The organism is Salinicola endophyticus, assembly GCF_003206575.1.
In the GTDB taxonomy this organism is placed as follows: Bacteria; Pseudomonadota; Gammaproteobacteria; order Pseudomonadales; family Halomonadaceae; genus Salinicola; species Salinicola endophyticus.
Window position 1 is genome coordinate 465,073 of the sequence record NZ_PZJO01000004.1, and the last position, 19,526, is coordinate 484,598.

Genomic DNA, 19,526 nt, shown 5'->3' on the forward strand with positions numbered 1-19,526 from the left:
CGAGTGAATTCCAGATGCGCATGAGCATGGGGAATGGGCGCTCAGTTGGCGTTGTTGGACTGCTGCGCCGCGTCGATCAGGTCGCTGCCGATCTCGTCGCGGAACTCGTCGATCACCGGCGCCATGGCGTCGCGCCATGCCTTGACCTGCTCCGGGGTGAGCTCGTGGATCTTGGTGGTGCCACTGCTGGCGATGCTCTGCTTGGCCTCTTCGTTGAGCTGGTCGGCCTTCTCGTTCACCGAGGTGGTCACTTCGGCGATGATCTCGTTCAGGGTGGTGCGCACGTCGTCGGGCAGGCCGTTCCAGAACTTGGCGTTGGTGATGAGCATGTAGTCGAGCACGCCGTTGTTGGACTCGGTCATGTCGCTCTGCACTTCGTTCCACTTCTGGGTGTAGATGTTCGACCAGGTATTGCCGCCCTGACCGTCGATGACGCCGGTCTGCATGCCCTGGTAGACCTCACCGAAGGCCATCTTGCGCGGAATCGCGTGGAGCTCCTTGATCTGGGCCGCGAGCACGTCGGAAGGCTCGACGCGCAGCTTCAGGCCGCGGGCGTCACGCGGTTCGATCAGCGGCTTGTCGGCGGTCAGCTGGCGCATGCCGTTGTGCCAGTAGGCCAGACCCAGAATGTCGTGGTCCTGCATCGACTCGAGAATCTGCTTGCCGCCGGGGCCCTGCTCGAAACGGGTGACCGCATCCATGTCGTCGAACAGGAACGGCAGGTCCATCAGCTGGACGCTGGGGCTGTACTCGCCGAGCTTGGCCATGGAGGGAGCGAGCAGCTGGACATCGCCGGTGAGCAGCGCGTTGAGACCCTTGGTATCGTCGTAGAGCGAGGAGTTGGGGTAGACCTCGATCTTGACCTTGTCACCCAGGCGCTCCTTGACCAGCTTCTGCAGCATCTGGGCGCCTTCACCCTTGGGCGTGTCGTTGGCTACCACGTGGGAGAACTTGATCACGATCGGGTCCTGGGCCTGGGCGCCGGTGGCACCGCCCAGCAGAATGGCGAAACCGATGGCGCCTGCCAGTGTTTTTCGATTGATCAGAGACATGGCACTTGTCACTCCTGGATTGTTGTGTGTCGCGGTTGCGTCGAAGCCGGTTCGGCATCTCGACGGCGATGCCCGTGAATTATGCGGGGTGATTTGTATCTGAGTATATCAATCTTTGGTGGAAAAGAATGTTAATCGGAGGTCGGTTTAGAAAGTTTATTTTTGATTTAATAAGTTTAAAAAGTAGAAAATGGTGCTGCGTTTTTTGTGTCTATTTCTCTTCTCGTGGATTGAAAATCACATGAAAACAATCGGTTATGTGGATGTTTAGAGTGTCGATGGCCGAGTGGCGCATCGACACGGTGGATGAAAAGCGGCGTCATCGCCAAAAGACAGCCCTTGGGATGCTCCGCCAAGTCGCGAGGGAAAAAATTTGCCTGTTGACACAAGTTAACGCGCTGTCACTGGCGGCGAGAGGGCGTTGCCGGGTAGATCAGCCGTCGCCATCTCTCGCCGCTCTCTGCCATGATCCTCTTGAGCCGCCCTGGTCCGCGGCGCTATTCCGCCAGAAGCCGTCAGCCGTGCTCGGCGGCGCGCGCCAGCAGACGTCGGGCGCGTTCGATCACTGGGGCGTCGATCATCGCGCCGTCGACCTGGGCGGCGTCGTCACCCTGTGCCGCTGCAGCCATCACCCGCCGCGCCCAGTCGAGGGTATCCGGCGACGGCGTCAGGCCGCGATGGACCGGAGCGATCTGGGCCGGATGGATACACAGCATGCCGCCGAAGCCCATGCCTGCGGCGCGCCGGGCGACCTGCTCGACGCGTTCCGGATCACCAAACGCCGGCAGCACCGTCTCCAGCGGTGGCGCCAGCCCGGCCAGGCGGGAGTGGAGCACTAGCTGGTAGCGGGTCTGGTCGAGCAGCATCTCGCCGCCCTCGGTGTCCGGCTCGCTGCCGAGGTCGACGCTCAGGTCCAGGGCGCCGAAGCTGAGTCGCTCGACCCCATCCACCCGGCTCAGGGCGGCGAGCGCCTCCAGGCCCGCCGCACTCTCGATCAGTGGCATCAACGGCCGTCCGAGGCTGGCCGCCCGGATGAGCGACTCAGGGGTCTCTGCCTTGGGGATCACCAGTCCGGCGATGCCGGGATGGTCGCGACAGAGATCCAGGTCGGCGGCGAAGTCGGCGCTCTCCGGGGCGTTGACGCGCACCCACACGCGCGCCTCGGGCAGCGCCGCCAGCGCGTCGAGCAGGGCGCGACGCGCGGCGGCCTTGGCGTTGCCGGCGACGGCATCCTCGAGATCGACGATCACAGTGTCGGCGCCGCTCGTCAGCGCCTTGGGAATGCGCTCCGGGCGGTTGGCGGGCACGAACAGCGCCGAGCGCAGGCCGGGGCGGGAACGTGGGGCGGCATCGGGGCGAGAGGACATCGGTATCTCCGGCAAGGGTAATGAACCAAGACCACAGAGGGTGTCTACAAAATGCCTGCGCTCGATGATACGGCGTTGAAATCGACCTCAAAGTACTCATTTACACCACGCAAACTCCGTCTTTTCGGCCGATTTCGCCTTGTCTCGCCTTCGCTCGCCGAATTTGTAAACACCCTCGGGGCATGGCGTGAACTCAGATCGTACCGCGTTCGCGCAGCGTCGCCAGCATCTCGGCACCGTAGCCGAGGCCGGCGAGAATGGCATCGGTGTGCTCGCCCAGGGCGGGAACCGCCGCCATACGCGCAGTATAGGCGCTGTTACGCCCCGGTGGCAGCAGTGCCGGGAGCGGGCCGCTGGGGCTTGCCACCTCGCGCCAGGCATCACGGGCGGCGAGCTGGGGGTGCTGCCAGACGTCGGCCATGGTGTTGACGTGGGCATTGGCAATCTGGGCTGCATCGAGGCGCGCGATCACCTGCGCCGCACTCAGCTCGGCAAACGCCGCTTCGATGATCGCGCGCAGGGCGTCGCGGTGCTGCGAGCGCTTGGCGTTGGCGTCGAAGCGCGCATCCTTGGCCAGCTCGGGGCGGCACAGCACCTGGTCGCAGAACAGCTGCCACTCGCGCTCGTTCTGCAGTCCCAGCATCACCGTGCCGCCATCGCCGGCGGGGAAAGGGCCGTAGGGGTAGATGGTCGAGTGGGAAGCGCCGGCCCGGGGCGGCGGCGGCGCGCCGTCATAGGCGTAGTAGAGCGGGTAGCCCATCCACTCGACCAGGCTCTCGAGCATCGAGACCTCGATCCGCGAGCCTTCGCCGCTGCGCCCGCGCAGCAGCAGGGCGTTGAGAATACTGGTGTAGGCGTACATGCCGGCGGCGATGTCGGCCACCGAGCAGCCCGCCTTGGCCAGGGCGTCCGGCGCCGGCCCACCGGTCACCGAGAGAAAGCCCGCCTCGCTCTGGATCAGCAGGTCGTAGGCCTTCTTGCTGGCGTAGGGGCCACCTTCGCCGTAGCCGGAGATGTCGCACACGATCAGCCCCGGATAGCGCGGGTGCAGTGTGTCGAAGTCGAGCCCCATGCGCGCCGCCGCGCCCGGGGCCAGGTTCTGTACCAGCACGTCGGCCTCGGCCAGCAGGGCGTCGAGAATCGGCTGCGCCTCGGTGTGCTTGAGATCGAGGGTCAGGCTCTCCTTGGCGCGATTGGTCCACACGAAGTGCGACGAAAGCCCGGCGACACGGGTGTCGTAGCCGCGGGCGAAGTCGCCCACGGCGGGGCGTTCGATCTTGATCACCCGGGCGCCCTGGTCGGCGAGCTGGCGGGTGCAGAAGGGCGCGGCGATGGCGTGTTCAAGGCTCAGCACGGTGATGCCGTCGAGTGGGCGCAGGGTTTGGGTCATGGCGGTCTCCGATGGCGGATCGCGGATTCAGAACGAGCGCGGCAGTCCCAGCAGGTGCTCGGCGACGTAGGAGAGAATCAGATTGGTGGAGATCGGCGCGACCTGATAGAGCCGGGTCTCGCGGAACTTGCGCTCGATGTCGTACTCGGTGGCGAAGCCGAAGCCGCCATGGGTCTGCAGGCAGACGTTGGCCGCCTCCCACGACGCCTTGGCCGCCAGGTACTTGGCCATGTTGGCGCTGGCGCCGGCGGGCTGGCCGGCATCGAACGCCTGGCACGCCTGCCAGCGCATCAGATCGGCGGCCTCGACCTCGATGTGGGCCTCGGCGATGGGGAACTGCACCCCCTGGTTCTGGCCGATGGGGCGGTCGAACACGACCCGCTCGCCGGCGTAGCGGCTGGCCTTGTCGATGAACCAGCGGCCATCGCCGATGCACTCCGCGGCGATCAGGGTGCGTTCGGCGTTGAGCCCGTCGAGAATATAGCGAAAGCCCTTGCCCTCCTCGCCGATCAGGGTATCGACGGGCAGTTCGAGATCGTCGAAGAACAGCTCGTTGGTCTCGTGGCCCACCATGTTGTCGATGGGCTGCACGCGCATGCCCTGACCGATCGCCTGGTGCAGGTCGACCAGGAAGATCGACATGCCGTCGGCCTTGCGCTGGACCTCGGCGAGCGGCGTGGTACGCGCCAGCAGAATCATCAGATCGGAGTGCTGGACCCGGGAGATCCACACCTTCTGGCCGTTGACCACGTAGCGGTCACCGCGTCTGACCGCGGTGGTCTTGATCTTGGTGGTATCGGTGCCGGTGCTCGGTTCGGTGACGCCCATCGACTGCAGGCGCAGCTCGCCGCTGGCCAGGCGCGGCAGAATCGCCGCTTTCTGCGCCTCGCTGCCGTGCTTGAGCAGGGTCGCCATGTTGTACATCTGGCCGTGCACGAAGCCGGCATTGCCGCCGCAGCGATTGACCTCTTCCAGAATCACGCTGGCCTCCGCCAGGCCCAGGCCGGAGCCGCCGTAGGCCTCGGGGATCATGGCGGCGAGCCAGCCGGCGCGGGTCAGCTCGTCGACGAACTGCTCGGGGAATCCCTGGCTCGCGTCGATGGCGCGCCAGTAGTCGCCACCATAGGGCTTGCACAGGCTGCGCACGCCGTCGCGAATGGCTTCCAGGGCGTCGTGGTCGATGGGAGCGATCATGTGCGCGGGGCCTCCGGGTCGGCAGGGGTATCGAATTCGAGCGTGGCGCGCTGGGCCGGGCCGTCGGCGTTGCCGGCGGTCAGCTCGGCCTGGCCGGGGCCGACGAGCCGGCCGCCGACCTCGAAGGGGCGATCGGCGAACAGCGGGCGCAGGCCGCGATAGCGCAGGCGGCGCGGTCTCGCCTCGGGGTTGGCCTGGCTGAAGGCGTGCAGCAGCAGGGTGGCGATCAGCGGGCCGTGCACCACCAGGCTGGGATAGCCCTCGGTGGCGGTGGCGTAGGGCCAGTCATAGTGGATGCGGTGGCCGTTGAAGGTGGCCGCGGAGTAGCGGAACAGCAGTACCGGATCGGGCTGAACGGTCTGTGACCAGTCCGCCGGCGGCATCGGTTCGTCCAGAGCCAGCTTGGGGGCGCTGGGCTGGCGATAGACGATCCGCTGGGTCTCGCGGAGCGACACGCTGCCCGCCTGGTGGTATTCGTGCTCGACGGCGACGAACAGCAGCGAGCCGCTGCGGCCGGGCTTCTCCTCGATCGATGCCACCCGCGAGTGGCGCTCGGCGTCGCACGCCACGCGCAGTGGGGTGAGGAACTCGAACTCGCCGCCGGCCCACATGCGCTGGCGGCCCTCCGCCGGCGGCAGGAATCCGCCACGGGTCGGGTGGCCATCGTCGCCGATGCCCTCCGGCGGTGTCGGCAGTTGAAAGAACGCCCAGTGCCAGAGCGGCGGCAGTGGGGCCTGGTCTGCGGGGCAGGGTTGGCCGAGGGTGGCCGCGAGGCGGGCGACCAGGGCGCTATCGAGGCGATCCCGGCACTGTTCGCGGCGATCGAGCCATTGGGCCAGCGGGGTTGTCGACATGAGTGGGTCCACGCACGAGAGGAGTGAGTGGGTTCAGCATGTCGCGTCCCGCCGGCGACGAGAATCTGGCATTGCGGACGGGGGCGTTAGGTTTTGCCGAATACGACTTTGGTCGGGCTCGTGGCTCGGCGTTCTGGGCTAGAACTGGCTCGCAGGGGTACAGCAACTCACCAGCCGACAGGGCTCGTCACCGGTGTTGCGAAAGCGGTGGGGCACGTGGGTATCGAAGTAGTAGGCCTCGCCGGGGCAGAGTTCGCGCACCTGGGCGCCGATGGTGATCTCGATCCGCCCCTCCAGTACCACGCCGGCCTCTTCGCCGCGGTGGGCGATCATCTCGCGTCCGGTATCGGCACCGGGCGGATAGGTCTCGATCATGAAGGAGAGCGCGCGGTTTTCGCGGTTGGCGCCGACCAGGCGATAGATCACCGCATTGGTGGCGACGTTGGGCAGTTCATCGACGCTGTAGAAGACCTGATTGCGGCTCTCCAGCTCGAAGGTGAAGAAGTCGCCGACGCTGATCGGGATGGCGTCGAGAATCTTCTTCAAGGAACTCACCGAGGGGCTGACCTTGCCCTGTTCGATCAGCGACAGGCTGGAGTGGGTGACGCCGCAGCGCTTGGCCAGCTCGCGCTGGGAAATACCGCGCAGGTTGCGCAGGCTGCGCAGTCTTGGGCCGACATCGTCGGACATCGCGTTCTCCTCTCGGGCTCTGCAGGGCGGCTGGCGGGGATGGGCGTGACAGAGCCTAGCGCCTGGCGCGGCGGCAGCAAACCCTCTTTGGCGGGATTCCCTACCGGTTGCGTTCGCCACGCTGGGTAAGAAGAGGGCGGCAGCGGTGAGGGCCGCTGCCCGGAAGTGCATGGCCTTCCGGGCGGCGGTGGCGCTCAGCTCAGGTCGTAGGCGAACTCGCCCTGATCATCGAGGCTGACCTCGAGCCGCTCGATCGGCTCGCCTGCGGCCATGCGGTCGAGCACCTGGGCGGCGATGGTCGGCATCAGACTGCCGGAGAGGATGTTGTCGATGTTGCGTGCACCGCTGTCGCTGTCGGTGCAGCGCGCGGCGACGGCGTCGACGATCGCCGGGTCGTAGTCGAAACGGGCACGGTGGTTGTACTCGAAGCGCCGTTTGATGCGGTCGAGCTTGAGCCGCACGATGTTGTTGAGGATCTCTTTCTGCACCGGGTAGTAGGGGATGATGTTGAGACGCCCGAGGAAGGCCGGCTTGAACACCGCGTTGAGCTGATCGCGCAGGCTCTCGACGATCGCATCCGGCGCCGGCAGCTCATCGGCACCGAGGCACTGGCGCATGATGTCGTCGGTGCCGACGTTGGAGGTGAGCAGGATCACGGTGTTGCGAAAGTTGATCTCGCGACCCTCGCCGTCGTCGAGCACCCCCTTGTCGAACACCTGGAAGAACAGCTCCAGTACGTCAGGGTGGGCCTTCTCCACCTCGTCCAGCAGCACCACGCTGTAGGGCTTGCGCCGTACTGCCTCGGTCAGCACGCCGCCCTCGCCGTAGCCGACGTAGCCCGGCGGCGAACCCTTGAGGCTGGAGACGGTGTGCGCTTCCTGGTACTCGGACATGTTGATGGTGATGACGTTGCGCTCGCCGCCATAGAGCACGTCGGCCAGCGACAGTGCGGTCTCGGTCTTGCCCACACCGCTGGGGCCGAGCAGCAGGAAGACCCCGATCGGCTTGTTGGGGTCCTCCATCCGTGCCCGCGAGATGGCAATGCGCTTGCCGATCTCGGCCAGAGCATGGTCCTGGCCCAGGACGCGCTCGCCGAGGAGTTGAGGCAGCTCGCGTACGGTGGTGATCTCGTCGCGCAGCATCTTGCCCAGCGGAATGCCGGTCCAGTTGGAGATCACTTCGCCGATCACGTTACCGTCGACATGGCCGTGCACCAGCGCGTGCTCGCCCTGGATCTCGGCCAGCTCGCGGCGGGTGTCGCCGATCTGGCGGCTCAGGGCATCGGCATCGCCGGTCTGCTCACCCGCCTCGACGGCGCCGCGCTCGGTTTCCAGCGCCTTGAGCCGGGTCACGATCTCCTGTTCCCGCGACCAGCGCGCGTCGAGGTCGGCGATCTCGGCGCGGGTGGTTTCCAGGCGCTCCTGCAGGGCAGCGAGCGTCTCGGCATGGTCGCTGCCTTCACGCTGCTCGCGCTCGAGGATCGCGATCTCGCTCTCCAGGTTGTCGACCCGGCGGTGGGCATCCTCCAGCGCTGCCGGCTGCGAGGATTGCGCCAGCGCGACCCGGGCGCAGGCGGTGTCGAGTACGCTGACCGCCTTGTCCGGCAGCTGGCGGCCGGTGATGTAGCGGTGAGAGAGGCGCACCGCCTGGACGATGGCGTCATCGAGAATGCTGACCTTGTGGTGGTCCTGCATGCGCTGATTGAGACCGCGCAGCATGGCGATCGCCACCGGCTCGGCGGGCTCCTCGATCTTGACCACCTGGAAGCGTCGCGCCAGGGCGGCATCCTTCTCGAAATACTTCTTGTACTCGGCCCAGGTGGTGGCGGCGATGGTGCGCAGCTCGCCGCGGGCCAGGGCCGGCTTGAGCAGGTTGGCGGCGTCGCCCTGGCCGGCCTGGCCACCGCTGCCAATCAGGGTGTGGGCCTCGTCGATGAACAGGATGATCGGGTGCAGACTGCGCTTGGTCTCCTCGATCACGTTCTTGAGCCGGTTCTCGAACTCTCCCTTGACCCCGGCGCCGGCCTGCAGCAGGCCCAAGTCGAGGGTCCGTAGCTCGACCTGCTTGAGCGGCGGCGGCACGTCGCCGTTGACGATGCGCAGGGCCAGTCCTTCGACCACCGCGGTCTTGCCCACCCCGGCCTCGCCGGTGAGGATCGGGTTGTTCTGGCGCCGCCGGGTGAGGATGTCGACCATCTGGCGAACCTCCTCCTCGCGCCCCAGTACCGGGTCGATACGCCCGGCGCGGGCGTTGCCGGTCAGGTCGATGGTGTACTGGTCGAGGGCCGGGGTCTTGGACTTGCCGCGCTTGTCACCTTCGCCGCCGGCGGCATTGGCCGCAGTGCCGGTGGCGGTGCTCGGCTCGCCGAGTTCGCGCACGTGCTGGTCTTCGCTGCTGCCGCCGATCAGGTCGCTCAGGTGCGCTTGCAGGTCATCGACCTGGATGCGCTCGAGCTCGCGGGCGCCGTCGACGATCACCCGCCGCAGCTCGTCATCCTTGAGCAGCGCCAGCAGCAGGTGGCCGCTGCGGATCTGGGCCTCGCCATGGTCGATCGAGGCGATCACCCAGGCGCGCTCGATCAGGCGGGTGATTCGCGGCGACAGCGCCGGAGTGCGCGTGTTGCCGGTCTTGAAGGTGGCGACCGTTTCCTCGAGCTGGCTGGCCAGGCGGTCGAGGGCGACGTCGTAGTGGCGTGCGATGCGCAGCACGTCGTTGTCGTCGCTGTCGAGCAGCTTCAGCAGCAGGTGTTCGATGTCCACGTCGTACTGGCGCTCCGCCAGGCACAGCGCCGCGGCGCCTTCGGTGGCCTCGCGGCAGGGATCGTTGAGCTTGTCGAAGAGGGATTTGAGACTCACGCCGTGGCTCCATCGTAGGTGATTGCGAAGAGTGCATGTCCATGTGCGCTGGCTGGCCGCTCCTGCGGCTTGAGCCAGCCCAGCCTGCCCAGCGCCAGGGCGCCGCCCTGGCCCAGCTGGGGCGGCGGTATCTCGCGCTTGTCGAGGATCAGCTCGATCTCGAAGTCGAGTTCGATGCCGGCATAGAAGCGCAGCAGCTTGACCAGCTGGCGGTGACGCTCGGTACCCGGCAGCAGCGCGCGATAGGCCGCCAGGTCGAGGGGGCCGAAGCGCACGCGAAAGGTGGACTGGTAGTCGCGCACCCGAGTACCGGCCACCGCACTCTGGCCGAGGCGCGCATTGGCCTGGCCCAGGCGGGTGTACTGATCGGGGTCGAGGCGTATCCAGCGTCCGCTGAAGGGGACCACCTGGCACGGCTGGCCGAAGGTGTAGGCCAGAATCGACTGCAGGTTGCCGACATTGCGCGGGCGCTGGCTCCACAGGCCGGAGAACCAGCTGAACAGCTCGCGGCGCAGGGTGCCCGGTTGCTCGGGGCGGTCGAGCACCTGCGTCTGGGTGGTCGGGGTGAAGCCGACCAGGTGCAGAATCCAGTTCTCGAAATCGGCGCTGCCCTTGCGCTCGTACTCGATATGGAAGCGGTACTTCTGCCACGCCTCGTAGAACAGCGCCGTCATGCGGTGCGAGAAGAAGTCCATGAAGGCGTGGGCGGCGTCGTCGCGCTTCTCCATGTGACGATTGATCAACAGCTCCGTGTACGGCCGGGGCAGCACGCCGGAGGGGCCGACCAGCCCCATGAAGGTGATCTGGATCTCGCTCAGCGGCTCGTCGCTGGCCGAGCGCAGCTTGGGGTTCTCGAACGACAGATCGCTGATCTCGCTGGGCGGAAAGTTGAGCGAGAGCAGCGAGCGGAAGCGCAGCGGGTCCTGGTGCGGCCGGTTCTCGGGGTCGATACGCCCGGTGCGGCTGTAGTGCAGGCGCAGCAGACGCACGAGTTGGAAGAACCCGAAACGCCAGGGCTCCGCACGCGCCTGGTCGATCAGACCAGGGGCTGAGTACCGGTTCTCGGCGGCCATTGGACGACTCGCTGTTCGCGCTGGCGTGAGCGCAGCGTGAGTTGGGTGAAGCTGTTGAGGCTGCAGTACTGACCGAAGAAGTGATCCAGCACTCTGCCGAACAGATAGATACCGCTACCGGTGAACTGGCTCTCGTCCAGCTCCAGTGTGATGCCGGTACCACGCACGAAGGCGGGGCGCGGATGGCCGATGCGCGTCATCACCGGCTCGCTGTCGATCGCGGTGATGCCGTTGATCTGCTTGCGGATCGCCGAAGCCTGACGGTAGTTGTAGAGCGACAGCAGCTCCATCAGCGCCTCGCGGCCATCGCTGACCAGCGACAGGTGGTTGAGCGAGAGATGCGAGATCAGCCGCCAGATCACTCCCTTGCCCATGGGCGGGCGCACCGGCGAGGTCGGCTTGCGCAGGCAGCGGATCTGCTGCACCACCTGCTCGCGCTCGAGGGTGAAGTCGCCCTGCGGGTGGCCGAAGGTCATCAGCTGGGGCAGATCGCGATTGCTGCAGGTGAGCTTGAGGCTCAGGGTGTCGCTGCTGCCGTCGAGCAGCTCCAGCTCGCGGTCGACCACCCGCAGGCGCATCTCGGTGCCCGGATCGCGGGCGTTCTCTGCGCCCACCCGGCGGGCGATCCAGTAGCTCTGGCGCGCCTGCTTCTCGCTGTCGCGGGGTTCGAAGAAGGGCAGGCAGGGCGCCACTTCGTCGCGGGTCGCGGTGCGGATGACCCGGGTCACTTCGTCGATCGAGACGATCTCGGTGGAGCGCGAGTGGCGCACGTCCGGTACCACCGGATACTCGTGGCGGGTGTGGGTCAGCTTGATCGGCTCGGCCTGCTGCGAGAACAGGTTGACCACCGGGGTGCAGCCGAGGCGGAAGTTGTGCCGCCCCAGGGTCTGGGCCAGGCGCGCCAGGCGCTCTTGCTGGTCGTAGTCGCGGAACAGGAAGTGGATCTGGACCCGCGTCACCGGCTTGTCGGCCAGCGGCCGCGCCAGCCCCGAGAGATCGAAGAACAGGAACTTCTCGGGGAAGGTGAAGTACTCGTGCAGCAGGCGGTAGCCGATGAAGGAGCGCTCGGAGTAGTCGATCAGCCCCTCGTCCGGGCCGAAGCCGACCGGCGTGATGGCGTCCACGGGCAGACCGATCTCGCGGGTCTGGCCGCCCTCGACGAAGCTCACCGAGATCCGGGCGACGTTGTTGAACAGCATCTCGTAGAGCGGATGCATCAGGCTGCCTTCGCCATCCAGGAACAGCCGCAGGCGGTCGAGGCCGAGCTTGCCGAAGTCGGTATTGCCCAGGGTCTCCAGGCTCAGGCTCAGCTTGGCCACATGGTCGTTGCCGTGGGCGTTGAACGAGGAGCGCTCCAGCCGGGTCAGCTCCGCCGCGCTCAGTGCCACGGGCCAGACGTCGACCGGGTAGCAGGTACGGAAGCGGCAGAAGGCGTCCTCCACCGGGCGCGAGTGCAGGGCGGTATGCCGTGGCAGGTGGTAGCGTCCGGTGAGTGAGGTCTGAGGGCCGGGGTCGAACTCGACGATCGACAGCGACGGTGTCGGCCGCAGGTAATGGGGATAGAGCACGTCGAGAAACGCCTCGACGATCTCGGGGAAGTCGTCGTCGAGCTTCTTGTGTACGCGCGCGCTCAAGAACGCGAACGACTCGATCATGCGCTCCGCATGGGGGTCTTCGCAGTAGTCCCCCTCCAGCAGCAGGCGGGAGGCGATCTTGGGATAACGCGTGGCGAACTCTTGCCCCAGAAAACGCAGGTGCGAGAGTTCCTTCTCGTAGTAGGGCAGCAGGTCGTCGAGCATTAGATCAGGTTCTGCACCTTGTATTGGCGGGTATTGACTTGCAATACGGCATCGAAGGCGACGCGCTGGCTGGCTTCGCTCAGCGACAGCACGGCTTCGATGCGGAACTGCAGGATGCGGTCATGGGTGTCCTGGTTGAGCAGCTGCACGCGGACGCTGCTGAAACGCTTGTCGCCGTGCTCGATGGTGCGCTCCAGTTGGCGCTGGATCAGGCGCCGGTCCTCGGTGCTGCGCACGCCGCGGCTGATGAAGTCGGGCAGGCCGTAATCGAGCAGCGTGCCCTGCAGCCCTGGCCAGGCATCCAGCTCGCCGGCGATCAGCTCGCGCCGGGTATTCACCAGCAGCTCCAGATCACGTACCACCGAGGCCTTGTAGGCGCTCACCGAGCAGCGATGGCCGGGCTGCGCCTCGGTGGTGTGCTGCGGCTCGTCGTCGAGTAGACGGTCGAGCAGCGTCGGGACCATCTGCAACGTGTCGCTCATGCGGAAACGCTCCCTGACGTTGTTGAGTGGCGTGGGGGCTGACAGCGGCAGATGCCGCGAGGCATCGTTACCCGTGGCTGACGCCATGGAGACGCCGCACGGCGCGTCGCCGCCGGAGCGGCGACGCGACTGGCGCGCACCTGGGGGCGGCGAGCCGCCCCCATCGGGCTCAGGAGCCGCGGGTCGATTGCGGCAGTTCGGAGACCAGGCGCAGCGACGCAGTCAGCTCGTCGAGCTGGTAGTGCGGACGCAGGAAGGTGACCGCCTTGTAGGCGCCCGGCTTGCCCGGCACCTCGGCGACCTCGACCCGGGCTTCACGCAGCGGGTACTTGGCCTTGGCTTCCTGACCGGCGTTGTCGTCCAGCAGCACGTACTGCGACAGCCACTCGTTGAGGTAATCCTCGACGTTCTGGCGCGAAGCGAAGCTGCCCACCTTGTCGCGCATGATCGCCTTCATGAAGTGGGCGATACGCGAGGTGGCGAAGATGTACTGCAGCTGCGACGACAGGCGCGCATTGGCGTTGGCGACGTCGGTGTTGTACTGCTTGGGCAGCTGGGCCGACTGGGTGCCGAAGAAGGCGGCGTAGTCGGTGCCCTTGCAGTGCACCAGTGGAATGAAGCCGAGGTCGGAGAGCTCCTTCTCGCGGCGATCGGTGATCGAGATCTCGGTGGGGCACTTCAGCGCCACCTCACCGTCGTCGGTCTGGAAGGTGTGGGTCGGCAGGTCCTCGACCAGGCCGCCACCTTCGACCCCGCGGATCGCCACGCACCAGCCGTACTGGGAGAAGGCGTCGGTGACGCGCGCGCCCATGGTGTAGGCGGCGTTCATCCACAGGTACTTGTTGTGGTCGCGGCCGTCGACGCTCTCGGTGAAGTTGAACTCCTCCACCGGGGTGGTCTCTTCACCGTAGGGCAGGCGACCCAGCACGTGGGGCAGGGTGAGGCCGACGTAGCGGGCATCTTCCGAGTTGCGGAAAGACTTCCACTTGGCGTACTCGACGGTGTCGAAGATCTTGGAGAGATCCCGCGGGCCGGTCATGTCGGTGAAGGAGTCCCAGCCGAACAGCTCCGGCGAGGCCGAAGAGATGAACGGGGCGTGGGCGGCGGCGGCGACGTGCGAGACCTGCTCCAGCAGGTACATGTCCTGCGGGTGGCGGCCGAACTCGTAGTCACCGATCAGCATGCCGTAGGGGGCGCCACCGAAGGTGCCGTACTCCTCCTCGTAGATCTTCTTGAACAGCGCGCTCTGGTCGAACTCGGACGCCGACTTGAGATCCTTGACCAGGTCCTTCTTCGACGCATTCAACATGTGGATCTTCATGTTGGTGCTGGTCTCGGACTGGTCGGTCAGGTACTTCAGCCCGCGCCAGGAGGCTTCGAGCTGCTGGAACTCGCTGGCGTGCATGATCTCGTTGAGCTGGTCGGAGAGCAGCGAGTCGATCTCGGCGATGCGCGAATCCAGCACCGCGATCAGATCCTTGCTCGGGGTGACCTCACCCTCGAGCACCTGATGCACCAGCTCGTCGATCAGGTCACGGGTGCGGGTGCGCTCGGTTTCCGAACGCGCCACGCGGCTCTCGGAGATGATGCTGTCGAGCAGCGAAGTCTCCGGGGCGAAGACCTCCTGGGTTTCGCTCTGGGGCTGGTTGTCGGTCTGATTCTCGGCCATGAGTGACTCCTGTTATTCCTTTTCGTCCTGCGGTTTGGCAGCGGCTTCGCGGCCGAGCTCTTCGCCCAGCGCCTTGAGCTTCTCGGTATTCTGCAGCACGTCCATCAACAGCTCTTCGAGCTTGTCGTTGCCGCCCATCTTGTTGCGCAGATCAGCGAGCTTGTTACGCACGTCGAGCAGCTTGCGCAGCGGCTCCACCTGACGCACCACTTCCTGGGGCTCGAAATCTTCCATACGCTTGAAGTTGAGCTCGACCGGCAGCTGCGAGCCGTCGTTGGCCAGGGTGTTGTCGACGCGGTAGCTCAGGCGCGGCTTGACGCCCTTCATCACGCTGTCGAAGTTGTCACGGTCGATATTGACGAACTTGCGATCCTTCAGCCGCGGCAGCGGCTCGAGCGGATTGCCGGTGTAGTCGCCCATCACCCCGACCACGAACGGCAGCTCCTTTTTCTCGATGCTGTCGCCGATCTCGACGTCGTAGGTGAGATGTACGCGGGGCGCTCTGACACGCGAGAGCTTGTGCTGGGTACTTTCGTTCTTGGCCATGAGGTCGTCCTCTTGTTGAGATGTCGAGTGTCCGGGTGACGAATGTCTTGGTGGCGATGTCTTGGTGGCGAGATCGGCGGCGGCGCCGATCACCCCGCGCTGGCGGCCGCCAACGCCTCACTGAGCTGTTCCCGCAGGCCGTCACGCATCGCTTCGATCTCGGCGTCGGAAATCAGCTCCTCGAAGCTGCGGCTGCCCGAGATCTCGGTGCTGTGACGAATCACCGGGTCGCTCGGCAGCGTCGACGACACCGGCGAGCTGATGACGCAGAAGGGCAGGTCACCGAAGTCGTCCAGGCACTGGAAACCCACCGGGAAGCGCAGCCCCTTGAACAGCCGTCCCAGGCCGCCGGCGCGGCTGAAGCAATGGAACAGCATCAGGTAGTGCACTACGAAGCGGTGCAGCTCGGAGCCGCTGCGATTGGGGTCGCCGACCACCTGACGGAAGCGGCTGAGCTCGAACGAGCTGTAGCCCACCACCCAGCGGGTGGGGCTGGTCACGCGCACCCGCGTGCCGTTGTCCAGGGTGTGCTCATACTCGAGCGGGTAGAGCTCCGGGGTCGAGTTGATGATATTGAGCGGCACTTCGAGCTCGTTCATCAGATTGAACGGCCGCGCGCCGGCGTGCTTGTCGAACAGCGTGCGGAATTCCTTGAAGTGATGCTGGGTCTCGCGACCGCTGCCGCGCGGTGCGCCCTGCAGGTACTCGCCGAACAGCGGCTGCGGGCGAACCAGCGGGGAGAGCGTGGCCAGATAGTCCGCTGCCTGCGCCTTGAGCAGATCGGAAACCGCCCGCGTCTGCTTGCGCGAGCGGATGAAACTATCGACATCGAAAGACTGCGTCATGATCGATTCCTGGATCGGCTCGAGCGTTGCTCGGGAGTACCCCGGCGTCATCCATTATCACGTCGGTTAGGCACATTCGTTATTGCACTCGGCGCCCGGCATTCGTCAATTCGTGAGGATGCCAGAAAACGCTATATGCGTGTATCGGAATGTACTGACGGTCTATTAGCGTGATCCGCCATTCATCTTGTAAGAGATCTCTTACAACGTGATGTAATCAAACTTATCGTTGCACTGTAGCACGTTCTGAGACCTAATCGTCAGCGGCGCTATTGGCCAGTGTCAGGTCCGGTGTCTGCCGTTCCAGACGCGCCGGTTCGCCTTCGCTGTCGCGCACCGGCTCACCCTGAGCGTCCAGCGGTTCCAGTGCCGAGCCGTCCACCGGCTGGAAGATCCGCGTCTGGCCGACCTCCGGCTGGAGCGCGTAGAGCTGGCGTTGAAAGTCGTTAACGTCGCGATGTAGCGCCCATTTTCCCCAAGCGGTGTTGACCCGCTCACCGCCTGGCGCATCGATCCGGATCTCGTGCAGATAGAAGCCGGCCGGGGCGCCGGTGATCGGATCGCGCTTGAGGATCAGGTCGGTGTCGACGCCGCGGCAGTCCTGGCAGGGCAGGGTGCCGGTGAACCGTTCGGTCACTTTGACATAATCGACCGGTGTCTGCGGACCGCTGGCGCAGGCACTCAGCGCCAGACATCCGACAACCGAGAGACGTTTCAGCTTCGATGTTCGCATGTGTCTTGATCGGCCTTTGTGTAAATTAATGTTAATGGGTAAGCGTTTGTTAAACTTGTGCCCTATTATAGCGACTAAATCTGTTAAGGTGGTCACTGTCTGATAGAAGTCTAAGTTTCCTTAGTTCTGCGCCGGCAATCGGCGTAGTGCGTTTACGGGCGTGGCTAGCCAACGTTTACCTGTGTTTGTCGAACGTGGCCCAGCGTCCGTTATGCAGGTTTGAATCCGGCCCCGGGGGCATCGAACGCGTCGGGGATTACCTAAAAAGAAGCGGGGAGCGAGAAGTCGATGAGGGTAACGCTGCGCCACGTGAGCGCGTTTCTCCTGATGGGATGGCTAGTGGTGCTGCTGGCGGGGTGCGGCGTGGCCGATCGGGTCGGCAAGCGCTTCGACGATACCTGGGCCGGCGATCTGTTCGGCAACAGCGAGCGCGTGCGCGTCACCATCGACAGCGACAGCGCGCTCAACCCCGACGTCGACGGCGAGCCGCTTTCCGTGGTCGTGCGCATCTATCAGCTGACCGAACGTGCGCCGTTCGCCACCGCCTCGCCGCGTCAGCTGTGGGCCAATCCCCGCGGCGTGCTGGGCAACAGCCTGGTGTCGCAGCGTGAGCTGACGCTGCTCCCCGGAACACGGAAAGTCGACACCGCTGCGCTGGACCCCAGCGCTCAGTTCGTCGGCGTGGCGGCATTCTTCCGCAACACCGTCAGTGACGACTGGCACGTGATCTTCGACGCCAACGAGCTGCGCAACGATGGCCTCTTGAGCGCCTCCGAGGGAGTCCGCCTGCATCTGGTCGACGACCGCATCGAGGTCGATCGCGGTCACGATCTGCTTGGCGACTGAGACCTGCGGTACCAGCGCTACACCGCGGTGCCGTGAAGACGACAGCAACCAGGGTTCGGGACAGGGACGTGAGTAAACACAATCGCATCATGTGGTCGGAGGGTATGTTCCTCCTGCCCCAGCACTTTCAATATCAGGATGAGTTCCATCAGCGCCAGTTGGCCGAGTCACGGCACAGCCAGCACCCCTTTCAGTGGGGCGTGCAGGCGCTGGAGGTCGACGGCGGGGCGCTCGATCAGGGGATGCTGCGGCTCACCCGGCTCAAGCTGGTGTTCCCGGACGGCACCCTGTTCGACGCGCCGCAGCACGATCCGCTGCCGCCGGGGCGTAGTCTCGACGAGCTCGCTCGCAACGGCGAGGTGAAGATCTATGCTGCCCTGCGCACGCTGGAACCGTGGTCGCCGAGCTATCTCGACCAGGACGCGACGCGTCACGGCGGACGCCGTTTCGTGCAGCGCTTCGAGACCCTGCCCGACCTGAACGAGGGCTCGCTGGAGAACGAGCTGGGCACGCTCGAACTCAATGCCACCCTGCTGATGGAGGGTGACAGCCTGGATGGCTTCACCCACTGCCCGATCGCGCTGCTCAAGCGCAATGCCGCCGGTGGCTTCAGCCTCGACAGTGAGCAGTTCATGCCGCCGGCGCTGCATCTCGATGCGGTGTCGCTGCCGCTGGAGATCGCCAACCGGCTGATCGGCATGCTGCAGGCGCGCAGTGAGGCGCTCTCCGGACGTCGGCGGGAGCGCGCGGATCAGGTCGCCGAGTTCGGCTCCAGCGATGTCACCCTGTTCTGGCTTCTCTACACCATCAATCGCGCCTATCCGCAGTTGGCGCACATGCTCAATCATCCGCGTCTGCACCCGGAGACGCTCTACCGCTTTCTCGCCGAGCTGGCGGCCGGCCTGATGACCTTCTCGATGTCGCACCGCCTGGCCGATATCCCCGAGTACGACCACCGCGATCCGGCGCCGGCGCTGCTGGGCCTGGAGAAGGTGGTACGCGAACTGCTCGAGATCGTGGTGCCCAACCAGTACATCCCGATTCCGCTCGAGCAGACGCGCCCCTCCTACTATGTCGGGCGGCTCAACGATGCGCGCCTCAAGGAGGCGGACTTCTACATCTGCGTTCACGCCGACATGCCCGGTTCCCAGATCCTCGAGCTGGTGCCGCGGGCGTTCAAGGTGGGCTCGCCGGAAGACATCGAGGTGGTGGTCAATACCGCCATGCCCGGTGGCACCCTGACCCATGCCGCGCGCCTGCCCAGTGCCATTCCGGTGCGTCTGGACAACCACTACTTCGCCCTCGAGCCCCACGGTGCGGTGTATGAGCGAATGATGGAAGCCCAGGCGATCGCCTTCTACGTACCCAGCGGATTCAAGAACCTCAGTATCGAATTGATGGCGGTGATGAAATGACCGAAGCCCTTGCTCACCCTTCCGATATCGCCGAGCCGCGCACGCTCAAGACGCTGTCGCGCGATTTCATCTCCATGGTCTTGATGGTGCGTCGTGGCCAGCAGGCAGAGAGCGTCGAACGCTTCCTCGAGCGGGTGGACCAGTGGCTGCGCGAGTTCGAGGAGAAGGCGCGGGCCGAGAACTACAGCGCCGAGGCGGTCAAGGACGCGCAGTACGCGCTGTGCGCCTTCCTCGACGAGAGCGTGCTCAAGGGGGGCGTGGGCAACATCCGCGAGCATGTCGAGCTGCATCCGTTCCAGTACCGCTACTTCGGTGTTCACCTGGCGGGGGAGGGCTTCTACGACCGGCTCGACAGCCTGCGCGGTGACGTGCGCGGCAATCTGGACGTGCTCGAGGTCTATCACCTCTGCCTGGCGCTGGGGTTCGAGGGCAAGTACAGCCTCGAGAACCGCGACCAGCTGCGCTATATCGCCAATACCCTGGGGCAGGACATCGCGCGCTACCGCAAGCGTGAGATCGACGGCCGCGAGAGCTGGAAGCTGCCGGATCAGGTCGGCCAGCTGCTGCGCTACGAGATCCCGCTGTGGGTCTACCTGCTGATCATCGTGGTGGTCTGCCTGCTGGTCTATGGCGGCCTGCGCTGGTGGCTGGGCAGCGAGACCGATGCGCTGATCGAGCAGATCCGTCAGCTGTTCGACGGCCAGGGCTGAGGGGCG

17 protein-coding genes are annotated in these 19,526 nt (G+C 65.5%); 3 read left to right on the forward strand and 14 right to left on the reverse strand.

The features are described 5' to 3' along the window. Window positions 1-41: 41 nt before the first annotated feature. The 14 genes from DOM66_RS11435 to DOM66_RS11500 form a co-directional block, all read right to left on the reverse strand. Window positions 42-1,052 (reverse strand): TRAP transporter substrate-binding protein, encoded by a 1,011-nt coding sequence (locus DOM66_RS11435; RefSeq protein ID WP_110690183.1) that lies wholly within the window; start codon window positions 1,050-1,052, stop codon window positions 42-44. Window positions 1,053-1,567: 515 nt separating this feature from the next. Continuing rightward, on the reverse strand, window positions 1,568-2,419 hold the full coding sequence (locus tag DOM66_RS11440) for an HpcH/HpaI aldolase/citrate lyase family protein (protein ID WP_110690184.1): 852 nt from the start codon (window positions 2,417-2,419) through the stop codon (window positions 1,568-1,570). Window positions 2,420-2,612: 193 nt separating this feature from the next. After that, window positions 2,613-3,809, reverse strand: coding sequence for a CaiB/BaiF CoA transferase family protein (locus DOM66_RS11445; RefSeq protein WP_110690185.1), 1,197 nt, complete (start codon window positions 3,807-3,809; stop codon window positions 2,613-2,615). Between the two features lie 27 nt (window positions 3,810-3,836). Then, window positions 3,837-5,003 carry an acyl-CoA dehydrogenase family protein gene (locus DOM66_RS11450; RefSeq protein ID WP_223161958.1) on the reverse strand — a complete coding sequence of 389 codons (1,167 nt, stop codon included), beginning with the start codon at window positions 5,001-5,003 and terminating at the stop codon, window positions 3,837-3,839. Further along, window positions 5,000-5,857: a MaoC family dehydratase N-terminal domain-containing protein gene (locus tag DOM66_RS11455; RefSeq protein ID WP_110690186.1), complete on the reverse strand. Its 858-nt coding sequence runs from the start codon at window positions 5,855-5,857 to the stop codon at window positions 5,000-5,002. The genes DOM66_RS11450 and DOM66_RS11455 overlap by 4 nt, the downstream gene beginning before the upstream one ends. Before the next feature lie 138 nt (window positions 5,858-5,995). After that, window positions 5,996-6,547 carry a cupin domain-containing protein gene (locus tag DOM66_RS11460; RefSeq protein WP_110675564.1) on the reverse strand — a complete coding sequence of 184 codons (552 nt, stop codon included), beginning with the start codon at window positions 6,545-6,547 and terminating at the stop codon, window positions 5,996-5,998. 194 nt (window positions 6,548-6,741) lie between these two features. Continuing rightward, window positions 6,742-9,402, reverse strand: a complete 2,661-nt coding sequence (gene tssH, locus DOM66_RS11465; protein WP_110690187.1) for a type VI secretion system ATPase TssH — start codon at window positions 9,400-9,402, stop codon at window positions 6,742-6,744. Then, window positions 9,399-10,475, reverse strand: a complete 1,077-nt coding sequence (gene tssG / locus DOM66_RS11470) for a type VI secretion system baseplate subunit TssG (protein ID WP_106418148.1) — start codon at window positions 10,473-10,475, stop codon at window positions 9,399-9,401. The genes tssH and tssG overlap by 4 nt, the downstream gene beginning before the upstream one ends. Continuing rightward, entirely contained in the window at window positions 10,439-12,274 is a 1,836-nt protein-coding gene (gene tssF, locus DOM66_RS11475; RefSeq protein WP_110690188.1) for a type VI secretion system baseplate subunit TssF, read from the reverse strand. Before tssF ends, tssG begins: the two co-directional genes overlap by 37 nt. Further along, window positions 12,274-12,843: a type VI secretion system baseplate subunit TssE gene (gene tssE / locus DOM66_RS11480; RefSeq protein ID WP_245392418.1), complete on the reverse strand. Its 570-nt coding sequence runs from the start codon at window positions 12,841-12,843 to the stop codon at window positions 12,274-12,276. The genes tssF and tssE overlap by 1 nt, the downstream gene beginning before the upstream one ends. A gap of 82 nt (window positions 12,844-12,925) precedes the next feature. Further along, window positions 12,926-14,425, reverse strand: coding sequence for a type VI secretion system contractile sheath large subunit (tssC, locus tag DOM66_RS11485; RefSeq protein WP_110675567.1), 1,500 nt, complete (start codon window positions 14,423-14,425; stop codon window positions 12,926-12,928). A 12-nt stretch (window positions 14,426-14,437) separates the two neighbouring features. Continuing rightward, window positions 14,438-14,971, reverse strand: a complete 534-nt coding sequence (gene tssB, locus DOM66_RS11490; RefSeq protein WP_110675568.1) for a type VI secretion system contractile sheath small subunit — start codon at window positions 14,969-14,971, stop codon at window positions 14,438-14,440. A gap of 89 nt (window positions 14,972-15,060) precedes the next feature. Further along, on the reverse strand, window positions 15,061-15,816 hold the full coding sequence (locus tag DOM66_RS11495; RefSeq protein ID WP_110675569.1) for a hypothetical protein: 756 nt from the start codon (window positions 15,814-15,816) through the stop codon (window positions 15,061-15,063). A gap of 253 nt (window positions 15,817-16,069) precedes the next feature. Continuing rightward, window positions 16,070-16,549 (reverse strand): copper resistance protein NlpE N-terminal domain-containing protein, encoded by a 480-nt coding sequence (locus DOM66_RS11500; RefSeq protein ID WP_110675570.1) that lies wholly within the window; start codon window positions 16,547-16,549, stop codon window positions 16,070-16,072. Window positions 16,550-16,837: 288 nt separating this feature from the next. Here DOM66_RS11500 and tssJ point away from each other — a divergent pair, with 288 nt between their 5' ends. The 3 genes from tssJ (at window position 16,838) to icmH (ending at window position 19,520) form a co-directional block, all read left to right on the forward strand. Further along, window positions 16,838-17,395: a type VI secretion system lipoprotein TssJ gene (tssJ, locus tag DOM66_RS11505; protein WP_110675571.1), complete on the forward strand. Its 558-nt coding sequence runs from the start codon at window positions 16,838-16,840 to the stop codon at window positions 17,393-17,395. Between the two features lie 68 nt (window positions 17,396-17,463). After that, window positions 17,464-18,810: a type VI secretion system baseplate subunit TssK gene (gene tssK, locus DOM66_RS11510; protein WP_110690189.1), complete on the forward strand. Its 1,347-nt coding sequence runs from the start codon at window positions 17,464-17,466 to the stop codon at window positions 18,808-18,810. Next, entirely contained in the window at window positions 18,807-19,520 is a 714-nt protein-coding gene (gene icmH, locus DOM66_RS11515) for a type IVB secretion system protein IcmH/DotU (RefSeq protein WP_110675573.1), read from the forward strand. Before tssK ends, icmH begins: the two co-directional genes overlap by 4 nt. Window positions 19,521-19,526 lie beyond the last annotated feature (6 nt).